We start from the raw sequence: 11,277 nt of genomic DNA on the forward strand, positions 1-11,277 counted from the left end.
ATTCACACATAATTTCATATATTCGTGATTTTTAAGGTACATAAGCCCATGAATACAATGATCAAAGTATGCGGAATGACCGATGCAGACAATATCCGCGATGTAGAAGTATTAGGTGTAGATATGATCGGTTTCATCTTCTATCCCAAATCCCCCAGATACCTGTACCAGATACCCAGGTACCTGCCTACGCTTGCCAAACGTGTCGGTGTCTTTGTCAACGAAACCAAAGAAAACATCCTTATGTATGTCGACCGTTTCGGCCTGAACTACGTCCAGCTGCACGGTGACGAATCACCCGAATATTGCCGCACCCTTCATTCACAGGGTATCCGGATCATCAAAGCGTTTTCCATCGCCTTACCCAAGGATCTTCTTGCCGTATCTGATTATGGAGGTTTCTGCGACTACTATCTGTTCGATACGCGTACCGTCCACTACGGTGGCTCCGGACAGCAATTCGACTGGAGCATTCTGCAACGTTACACTGGCAGTACCCCCTTCCTGCTTAGCGGCGGTATCAATTCTTACAGTGTCAAAGCTCTGAAAGAATTCCACCATCCCCGCCTTGCCGGTATCGATATCAACAGTCGCTTCGAAACATCTCCGGGCATCAAGGATGTGGAACGAATCGAACGTTTTCTCAAAGAATTAAGAACGAATTAAATTTAGAATAACATCATGAATCGTATAAATCAACTTTTTCAGGACAGCCCTAAAAACTTGCTGTCCATCTACTTCTGTGCCGGTTGCCCAACCCTGGAAGGTACTGCCGACGTCATCCGCACCCTCGAACGCAATGGGGTCCATTCTATTGAAATCGGTATTCCCTTCAGTGACCCGATGGCTGACGGCATCGTTATCCAGGAAGCCGCTACCCGTGCTCTCCGCAACGGTATGTCGCTGCGTATTTTGTTTGAGCAACTCCGCGATATCCGTAGTGATGTCCGTATTCCTCTCATTCTGATGGGCTATCTCAACCCTATCATGAAATTCGGGTTCGAGGCTTTCTGTCAAAAATGCGTAGAATGTGGTATCGACGGCGTTATTATTCCCGATCTTCCCTTCAAAGACTACGAAGAAACGTATAAACCTATTGCCGACCGTTACGACATCCGTGTCATCATGCTCATCACCCCCGAAACCAGTGAAGCCCGTGTCCGTGAAATCGACGAACATACCGACGGCTTCATCTATATGGTATCCAGCGCTGCTACTACCGGTGCCCAGAAAGATTTCGATAGCCAGAAGCAAGCTTATTTCAAAAAGATACAGGATATGCATCTGCGCAATCCCCGCATGGTTGGCTTCGGCATCAGTAACAAACAGACATTTGACGCCGCTTGTGCCAACTCTTCAGGTGCTATCATCGGCAGCCGATTCGTCACCCTGCTGAATGAAGCTGAAGGAGATGCAGAAAAGGCGATCACACAGTTGAAAGAAGGGCTGAAGAAGTGATTGGAAAGGAGTGGATTAGTGATAAGTAAATGACATTGTAATGGCAAAATGTCACTTATCACTAACCACTTACCCCTAATCACTATTTTTTTCCTATCTTTGCACCCAAAATAATCAAACCCGGTTATGTTTATGAAGACTGACTACCCATCCGTGTTGCTAATTTATACCGGTGGAACCATCGGCATGATAGAGAACCCAGAGACAGGTGCGCTTGAAAATTTCAACTTCGATCATCTTCTCAAACATGTTCCCGAACTGAAACGTTTCAATTATCGCATCTCTTCCTATCAGTTTGATCCTCCTATTGACTCTTCTGACATGGAGCCTTCGCTTTGGGCAAAAATCGTAAAGATTATCAACTACAATTATGATTACTTCGACGGTTTTGTCATTCTTCATGGAACCGATACCATGTCTTATACGGCCTCTGCTCTCAGTTTCATGCTTGAGAATCTGGCTAAACCCGTTATTCTCACCGGCTCTCAGCTCCCTATCGGCACTCTGCGTACAGATGGAAAAGAAAATCTTATTACCTCTATAGAAATAGCTGCGGCAAAGAATCCCGATGGTACCCCCATCGTTCCCGAAGTGTGTATATTTTTCGAGAATGAATTAATGCGCGGTAATCGCACCACAAAAATCAATGCCGAAAACTTTAACGCATTCCGTTCATTCAACTATCCCTCACTGGCTCATGCAGGTATCCACATCAAGTACGATGCACATATCATCCGTCGTCCTGATCCGACACGTCCCATGAAGCCCCATTATCTGTTTGATACCAACGTAGTTATGCTTACCCTCTTTCCTGGCATTCAGGAGAGTATCATCAACTCAGTTCTTCACGTCCCCGGTCTGAAAGCAGTCGTACTCAAAACCTTCGGTTCCGGTAATGCCCCTCAGAAGGAATGGTTCATCCAGCAACTCAAAGATGCTACCGAGCGCGGTATCATTATTGTAAATATTACCCAATGCCAACGTGGCATCGTTGAAATGGGACGTTACGAGACCGGTCTGAAACTTCTCCAGGCAGGCGTTATCAGTGGCTACGACAGCACCCCCGAATGCGCAGTCACCAAACTTATGTTCCTTCTCGGCCATGGTCTCAGCCAGGCAGAAATCCGTTACCGCATGAACTCCGACCTTGCGGGAGAAATCACCAAAGCATAAGCCATAGCCAGACGGCCTTAAAGGCTAAAAAAATCAACTTTCCCCTTCTTTCCAAAATTCCGATAACTATAAAACTATTAAAGTTAAAAGGAAAAATGAGCAATCAGCTGTTACATAGGCTGAAATGTTCACTAAACATATTTTAAGTAAAACGCGATCAAAGTTGTTAAAAGACATAATTTGCAACTAAAACTTGAATAATTTATTTATCTTTGAACCACAAAAGCTAACCAATATAACATTAAAATAAGAGAAGTATGAAAATTTTAAAACGCTATTACGCAATTATTGCCCTCGTAGCCCCCTTATTATTAGCGGCTTGCGCGGATAATGATGTGTATAATCCCGACAAGGTACGCCCTGTCCCCCCCGTTGAGAATCCTTTGGGAGAGGACTTTGTAGCCCCAACTGGTTTCGACTGGTCAATGATTACTACTGTCAAGTTGAACATCGAAGTCAAAGATGAGTTCAACGGAATGTACAACTATTTGGCAGAAGTTTTCACTACTAATCCGCTGACCGATGCAACTGCAACTCCTATTGCTGCAGACTATGCAAAGGCTGGAAAAAATTATGTTGTAGAAATTAGCATCCCTAAATCCATAGAACGAGTTTATGTTCGTCAAACTGATCCGAAACAACGCAAGGAAGTTTATGAATTCGTTGTTCCGGGAAATGGAGAGACATTAAATTGTAAACTGTATTATTCAGGAGGTACCACTACGAGAGCTGGTACTGGTAGCACTTCGGCCGCTAATGCTGCTATTGCTGCAGGTTTTAAAGAGCTGGAAGACAACAATTACACAGTAGAAACCCCTGATATCCCGACAGCTCCGGACAAATCGGACGATCCTGTGAGCCAATACGATAAAAATAAGTTCAATGATGGAGCAAGAATCGTTGTCCCAGCTGGAGAAGTAAGCAGTGTAATCTACCAGATGGCCAGCGGTAAAGGTACGATTTTTGTAAAAGGTACATGGAAAGTAACTAATATCTATTCTAACTTTGACATTTACGTATTAAACGGAGGTAAAATAGAAATTGCAACTCCAAGTAATAAGACGTTTACAACTGTTTCTAAATTTGTTGTAGAAAAAGGCGGTACAGTTGAATGTACAAGTAATTTTGCTGCCAATTATGGTGATTGGTTCATTGGAGGAGACTTTATTGCAAATGGAGACGTAACATTTGGAGCATCAACTTCATCAGTGACTATCGCCTCCGGTGTAACTATGTCCATCAACAACGGTACACTCAAACCATGTAGTAAGGTTTATAAGAATTTTGGTACGATTACGGCTGCCACTATTACTGCAAATATGGGTTCATATCCGGAGATTTACAATGCCGGTACAATCGAGGTTGCCGGAGTCATGGACCTTGTTAAAATGAACTTCATTAATAAAGGTGAACTTACAGTTGGACAATGGTTCAAGGTAGATGGCAGCAAAGTTCTGAACAAAGGTCAGATTTCATCTCAAAATCTGGAATTTACTATTAGTAGCTTTAGTAATCATGGAGCAATTTTAGTAGATGAACAAACAGGTGTTATAAAGACTAATAACACATCAAGTGGTAGTTTCATAGTCAATCATGACAAAGGAATTATTAAGGGATATCACCTGAGTGGAGGAGTTTCTGTCTATAATGATAGTTATGGCGAATTCACAATTTTCGAAAATTCTTCAGTTGATATACTATACAATAGCTGCGCACTGATAGTGAAAGAAAAATTCAATTGGGGAAATGTGACGCTCGATAATGGTTCCATCACCGGAGAAAGACCTGAAAATCTGAATACATCCGAAAGCAATGCTGACCAGTGGAAACCGGTTCCAGTAGTTATGAGTAATGATAGCCCGATACAATACATCCTGAAGAACGGTTCAGTAATCAAAGCTACTTTGCTACATATCAATAGGACTCCAAGCAATTTCAGGGGAGAAGGAAGCAATCCTTCTTTGTTGCAGGTTGGAGGAGTGCGTATATCTCAAGGAGGCGACACTAATTTAAAGGATCTGGTTATAGAAATGCCTGAAAACGCATTTACCTATGATCCTCCTTATAATGGCATAAATAATGCCAAATGGCTTACAAGCGGATGTTCAACTACCGGATGGGGAGGATCAAAGAATACATTCTCTACTTGTGGTGGCTATTACTATTCTGGTAACGAAGGTGATCCCGACCCGGAAGATCCCGAAAAACCGGATGTAGAGGATAAAACCATTTATACTTACGCCTTTGAAGATCAATGGCCTGCTTATGGTGACTTCGACATGAATGACATTGTTGTCACTATCAATAAGATGACCATTACCGATAGCAAGAAGTTAACCATTCAAGGAAACATACGTGCTGTTGGTTCCAGCCGTAAGACTGGTGTAGGAATCCAGTTCCTGAATGTAAGTAGCAGTGGAGCAACTTTAAGTGGAAAGGTACAAAGCGGAACTCCGGTTTTTGAAAGTGGACAAAGCAATCCAGTTGTAATCCTCAGTACTAATGCACATAAGTATTGTAATCCTTCTATTGCGGATGATGACTTTACGTTCTATTGCACGGATCTAACTGCCGGAAATACATACAATTCCGGAGATGGAGCTGCGTTCGAAATAGCAATGACATTATCTACAGACGAAGAAGCAAAGAAAGCTATGAATGTCAAGAACCTGGATGTATTCATTATCAGTAAAGAAGCCCAAGGGAATGTAGGACGTACGGAGATACATATGGCTAACTATGCTCCTACCAATTTAGCTACCACAGCTTTATTTGGAATGGGTAATGACGCTTCTGCACACAATAGTATGCTTAATGTCGGCCAAAAAGGCTACTATATTAGTACTGAGGGTTTGGCAGGGGGTATTTGTATTCCTGGTACAGAAGTGTGGAAATGGCCAAAAGAATATAAGATAATCACAGCTGTTTATCCCGGATTCAAAAACTGGGTAATCAATGGTGGACAAGCGGAAGATTTAGGTTGGATCTCTAACCACACCAGCGATATCTTTGTAAAACCTTGATAAGTGAACATCAAAACAATTTTTATCTTAAAGCCGGAAGTGTACTTCCGGCTTTTTTTATCACAATCACCAGAAAAACAACATTCCTTTCACAAAAAAGGCTAAAAAGCCATAAAAGTTAAATATTCTATTTATATTTGTTGCGTAAAAAAGCCAACCGATATTACACGATTAAAAATTATAGTTATGAGAATAAGAAAACACGATTGCTTAATTATCACCCTTGTAGCCCCCCTATTTTTAGCAGCTTGCGCGGATAAAGATGTGTACAACCCGGACAAGGTTCGCCCCGTAGCCCCTGTTGAGAACCCCTTAGGAGAAGACTTTGTAGCCCCCGACGGCTTTGACTGGTCAATGATTACCACTGTCAAATTGAATGTTGAAGTCAAAGATGAATTCAACGGACAGTACAATTATCTGATAGAAGTATTTACTTCCAATCCATTGTCAGACAAAACAGCAACGCCACTTGCTGCTGGATATGCCAAAAGTGGAAACAGTTATATAACAGAGATCAGTATACCTAAAAACTGCAAACAAGTCTTTGTACGCCAAACTGACCCTAACCAACGGAAAGAAATCTATCAATACACTATACCAGAAAATGGAGGTACACTAAATTGTAAGTTATATTATGCTACAACGACTACACGTACCGAAACATCCGAGAGTACTTCTGCCTATGAAGCAGCAAAACAAGCCGGAATAATAGAGCCTGAAGTACCTGACTATAAAGATAATATTGACGTACCATCAAAATCTGATCAACCAACAAATGATTGGGGGTCCGGCATGACATTCGATAATGGAGCCAAATACATCATCACAGAAAATTACACAGAAATATCTCCATTTACTAAAGATATTCAAGTAAATGGTAGAATGAGTATCTATGTGAAAGGTACATGGAAAATCAGTACCACTTACTATGCTTTTGATATATATGTATTAGATGGTGGAAAAATCATCAGTGACAATGGACTTACATTCGATAACAAACCCAATCTGACAATAGCCCCCAAAGGACTTTTAAATATAAAAGGAACATTTAGCTTCCAGTGTAGCAAGATTGTAAATTTTGGTACTATTAAAGCTGCATCACTCATTAATCCGGGAAGTGCAGGAGAGTTCTACAACAACGGAGTTATTGAGACCACCAATCAGATAGCCCTCAATAAGACAACCTTTTTTAATTGTAATAAACTCGAAACGCCCCAATTAAACCTAGTTGACGCAGCCTTTGTGAACAAAGCAGATCTAAATGTAAAAGGGAATATCTCCATGAACGGAGGAACTCTGTTTAATAGTGCCAATATTTCTTTCAACAATGAGCCAAGTGGCCAAATCTGGACAAACAATGGCACAGGAACAAGAATTATTAATCATGATAAAGCTCAAATCAAAGGCTATGCCGTAAATACCGGACTTGCTTTATACAATGACGGCACTATTGAAGTTTTCAATTTCAACAGTGGAGGTTCTGGAGATCTTATATACAATGCTTGCATGATGATTATTAAAAATAATTTTTCTTTCAGAGATGTAACATTGAATCATGGTTCCATAACTGCAGGACTAGAGAATGAAGCATGGATGCCGACTCCTACTATATCTAATGAAAATGATGCTAAATTTAATTTACTAAATGGCTCTATCATTAAAGCTAGGACGTTAACTATAAAGAGCGGAAACAACCGCTTTATCGGAGGAAACACAGGTACAAAGACTAATAAGTCTATGATAAAGGCCCAACTTATCAAATATAATTGGACAACCCATCTGGAAGGGAATTTAGTCGTAGAAGGCACTCCAGACTACTCTCAAGCAAACAATAATGCAGACTGTCTTAAATCAGATCAAGGCATCATCCAAACAGGTTTTGATGAATCTAAATACGAAATTGAAACCTGCGGTGGCATCATCAACGAAGGTAATTCCGGTGATCCCGATCCCGTAGATCCTCCCAAACCGGATACAGGCGACAACACCATCTATACTTATGCTTTTGAGGATCAATGGCCCGCTTACGGTGACTTTGACATGAACGACATCGTTATTACTATTGACAAGATGAATATAACTGATGGCAAGAAGTTAACCATTCAAGGAAATGTACGTGCCGTAGGTTCCAGCCGTAAGACTGGTGTAGGAATTCAATTCTTGGATGTAAGCAGTAGTGGAGTAACCTTAAGTGGAAAAGTACAAAATGGATCTCCTGCCTTTGAAAGCGGACAAGATCACCCGGTTGTAATTCTCTGTACTAATGCACATAAGTATTGCAATCCTTCTATTGCAGATGATAACTTTACGTTCTATTGCACGGATCCAACTGCTGGAAGTACATACAATGGAAATGGAGCTGCGTTTGAAATCGCGATGACATTCTCTACAACTGAAGAAGCTATGGAAGCCATAAAGATCAAAAATATAGATGTATTCATTATAAGTAAAGAAAGCCAGGAAAATACAGGGCGTACAGAAATACACTTGCCCAATTATGCTCCTACCCAATTAGCCACTACTACTTTATTTGGAATGAGTAACGATGCTTCTGCACGCAATAACATGCTTAATGTTAACCAGAAAGGGTACTATATCAGTACTGAAGGTTTAGCATGGGGCATTTGTATACCGAGTACAGACGTATGGAAATACCCCAAAGAACGGAAAATGATTACAGATGTCTACCCTGATTTCAAAGGTTGGGTCACAAGCGGTGGAGCTAACAATACAGATTGGATATCCAATCATAATAATGACATTTTTATAAAACCCTAATCACCGATATGAAGCAAATTTCATAAAAAAGTCAGAAAACATCTGACTTTTTTATGTCTCGCTTTACAGAACTGATCAATTACACTCTTTTCCTCCTTATCAAGAGCCTAAAAAGCGGAAAAACATTATTTGATGATTCTAAAGAGAAAGTTGTTTCATCTGACCGAGGAATATCTATTAAAAAGAGTTAATTATATGATTTTTCTCTCCCTATACAAATACAATTAGCGCAAATAAGCGTATTTTTGCTTATTATCAAACGAAACAAATGTATTGACGAAAAAAGAATAAGATAAAACTGCCTTCATCGCTTGTAAAGCCCATAAAGAAAGCAGTTTTTTTTATGAACAAAAAACTTATAATATACAAAGCAGGTAACAGAATAATATAAATAGCAATAATGAAACAGATATTATTAGTAGATGATAAAGCCTCTATAGGCAAAGTGCTCTCTATGTACTTGGGAAAAGAGTATGATTTTGTATACTGCGAAGATCCCTTGAAGGCAATTGAGTGGCTACATGAAGGTAATGAACCCGACTTGATCATATCAGACATACGTATGCCGAAAATGAGCGGTTCAGAGTTTCTTAAATACCTCAAGGACAATGAGCTCTTCAAACATATCCCCGTTATGATGCTTTCAAGTGAAGAAAGTACTACTGAGCGTATCCGTTTGCTTGAAGAAGGTGCAGTAGACTACATCCTAAAACCTTTCAATCCCATGGAATTGAAAGTACGTCTCAAAAAGTTCATCTGAATCAACAACAAATACACATAGAGGGCATGTTATACTATATCTATATAGGGAATAATCGGATTATTATCGATCATCTGAGCAAAGTCACAGGAGGTATGTTCGTTGCCGTCTCTTCTCCCCAGAAAGCGGCTAAAGTAATCGATGGCATCCGAGACAGGTATAACATATCCATTCTTTACGAACAAACAGGGACGCGCGAGGCAGACTGTATTGAGATATCCTATTTGCGTAAGCGTTATCCCCGGGTTTACATCACTCTAGTAACCGAAGAGATGAAATCCGAAAACCGGAAAGCTTATCTGCAAGCCGGAGTAAACAACACCCTTCCACCGCATGCCGAAGAAGATAGTATTCAACATATGAATACATACCTCAGAGCCCGCAAAGAGAGTAAGTTGAAAGAATTTAGCGAAACGCACCGTAAAGTACTGAACACTTTCCATCTACCTTTATGGAAACGTACGTTTGATGTACTTTTTGCAAGTGCAGCCGTCATCATTCTTTCTCCTGTATTGATAGGAACTGCCATTGCAATCCGTATAGAAAGTAAAGGAAAGATTATTTATAAATCGCAACGTGTAGGTTCTAATTATCAGATTTTCGACTTTCTGAAATTCCGTTCCATGTACACTAATGCGGATAAGCGGTTGAAGGAATTAAATGCCCTCAATCAATATCAAATAGAAGAGGTTGAAAGTTCTGACGAAGCCCCTGAGATTCGCTTCGACGACCTTTCTGGAACACCGGATGAAGAAGAAAGTTTGTTGATTTCGGATGATTTTGTGATTTCCGAAGAAGATTTCGCGAAAAAGAAAGAAAAGGCTCTGAACAATACGTTCATCAAACTGGAAAATGACCCACGTGTAACGCGTATAGGACGTATCATCCGTAAATACAGCATTGATGAATTGCCACAGTTATTCAATGTATTGAAAGGCGATATGAGTATTGTTGGAAATCGGCCACTTCCACTCTATGAAGCGGAATTGTTGACCAGTGATGCCTATATAGATCGCTTTATGGCTCCAGCAGGTTTAACAGGGTTGTGGCAGGTTGAAAAACGGGGTGGAACCGGCAAAATGTCTGCTGAAGAGAGAAAACAGCTGGATATTAAATATGCAAGAGATTTTTCGTTTTGGCTGGATATGAAGATCTTATTCAGAACTCTAACTGCATTTGTCCAAAAAGAAAATGTATAACTATAACAATAGAATAAGAATTGTTAAATTGCAAATAAGAGAAATGATAAGAAAATATACCCAAATTGTAATTTGCTGCATATCCTTTATCGGATTGTGCGCGTTTTCACCATATGCATCATCACAAGAGAGTATGACGCGTGAGGAACGTATCAAAGCTTTGGAAAGGCTAAAAATGGAAGATGAGAAAATAGAGGCTAATACAATAGGGCTGATTACCAAAAACGCACCTATAGAAATAGAGAAATTAGAACTTCCTCCACTTTCTGTTTTTTTGGACGCCGTAGTTGAAAATGCTACTGTGAAAAGAGCCCAGTCGCAAGTAGAACAAGTTAAGACTAAATACCGATTAGAAAAACGAAGTTGGTGGAACTATTTCCGTCTTAATGGTATGTATTCATATGGCCGATACAATGTCATTGGTAACGCCAGTGATGAATTTACCCCTATGTATCAAACAACAATGTCAAGTGCACAACATAACTTTAATGTAGGAGCCAACGTCGGTTTTAGTCTCGGCGATATTATAAATCGTCCATTAAAATTAAAAGATTATCGCTACCAGATAGAACAATTACAGTATACCAAAGAAGAGGTTATGGAAGATCGACGTTTACGCGTATTAGAGGCATACAATGCAGTAACGGAACAATTAGCCACAATTAGAGCAAAAGCAGAAACTGCAGCTTTGTATAACGCGCAAATGAAAATTTCTGAAAATAATTTTATACAGGGAAAGATGGATATCATTTCTCTTTCTTTAGAGCGTTCACGACGTGCAGGTGCTGTAACTAGTTACGAACAAAGCCGAGTAGCCCTACACAATTCGATTGTGCTATTAGAGATGCTGACTAATGTGAAAATTTTAAAAGAAAAAAGATAGAGC

General features: G+C 40.2%; 8 protein-coding genes. All 8 read left to right on the plus strand.

Annotated elements, in window-relative coordinates:
- Positions 1-48: 48 nt before the first annotated feature.
- Positions 49-666, plus strand: a complete 618-nt coding sequence (locus DWW10_RS15905) for a phosphoribosylanthranilate isomerase (RefSeq protein WP_118421807.1) — start codon at positions 49-51, stop codon at positions 664-666.
- Positions 667-681: 15 nt separating this feature from the next.
- Positions 682-1,458 carry a tryptophan synthase subunit alpha gene (trpA, locus tag DWW10_RS15910; RefSeq protein ID WP_022210224.1) on the plus strand — a complete coding sequence of 259 codons (777 nt, stop codon included), beginning with the start codon at positions 682-684 and terminating at the stop codon, positions 1,456-1,458.
- Positions 1,459-1,590: 132 nt separating this feature from the next.
- On the plus strand, positions 1,591-2,631 hold the full coding sequence (locus DWW10_RS15915) for an asparaginase (RefSeq protein WP_118421808.1): 1,041 nt from the start codon (positions 1,591-1,593) through the stop codon (positions 2,629-2,631).
- Positions 2,632-2,888: 257 nt separating this feature from the next.
- Complete coding sequence (locus DWW10_RS15920) at positions 2,889-5,654, plus strand: LruC domain-containing protein (RefSeq protein WP_118487128.1); 2,766 nt, start codon at positions 2,889-2,891, stop codon at positions 5,652-5,654.
- Between the two features lie 186 nt (positions 5,655-5,840).
- Positions 5,841-8,432 carry an LruC domain-containing protein gene (locus DWW10_RS15925; protein WP_118421810.1) on the plus strand — a complete coding sequence of 864 codons (2,592 nt, stop codon included), beginning with the start codon at positions 5,841-5,843 and terminating at the stop codon, positions 8,430-8,432.
- Between the two features lie 400 nt (positions 8,433-8,832).
- Positions 8,833-9,192 carry a response regulator gene (locus DWW10_RS15930; protein ID WP_182021430.1) on the plus strand — a complete coding sequence of 120 codons (360 nt, stop codon included), beginning with the start codon at positions 8,833-8,835 and terminating at the stop codon, positions 9,190-9,192.
- 26 nt (positions 9,193-9,218) lie between these two features.
- The gene (locus DWW10_RS15935) at positions 9,219-10,391 is read left to right on the plus strand and encodes a sugar transferase (protein ID WP_118421812.1); all 1,173 of its coding nucleotides are present in this window, start codon (positions 9,219-9,221) and stop codon (positions 10,389-10,391) included.
- 43 nt (positions 10,392-10,434) lie between these two features.
- Positions 10,435-11,274, plus strand: a complete 840-nt coding sequence (locus tag DWW10_RS15940; protein WP_118421871.1) for a TolC family protein — start codon at positions 10,435-10,437, stop codon at positions 11,272-11,274.
- Positions 11,275-11,277 lie beyond the last annotated feature (3 nt).

Origin of the sequence: Bacteroides intestinalis, assembly GCF_003464595.1 — a bacterium.
GTDB lineage: Bacteria > Bacteroidota > Bacteroidia > Bacteroidales > Bacteroidaceae > Bacteroides > Bacteroides intestinalis_A.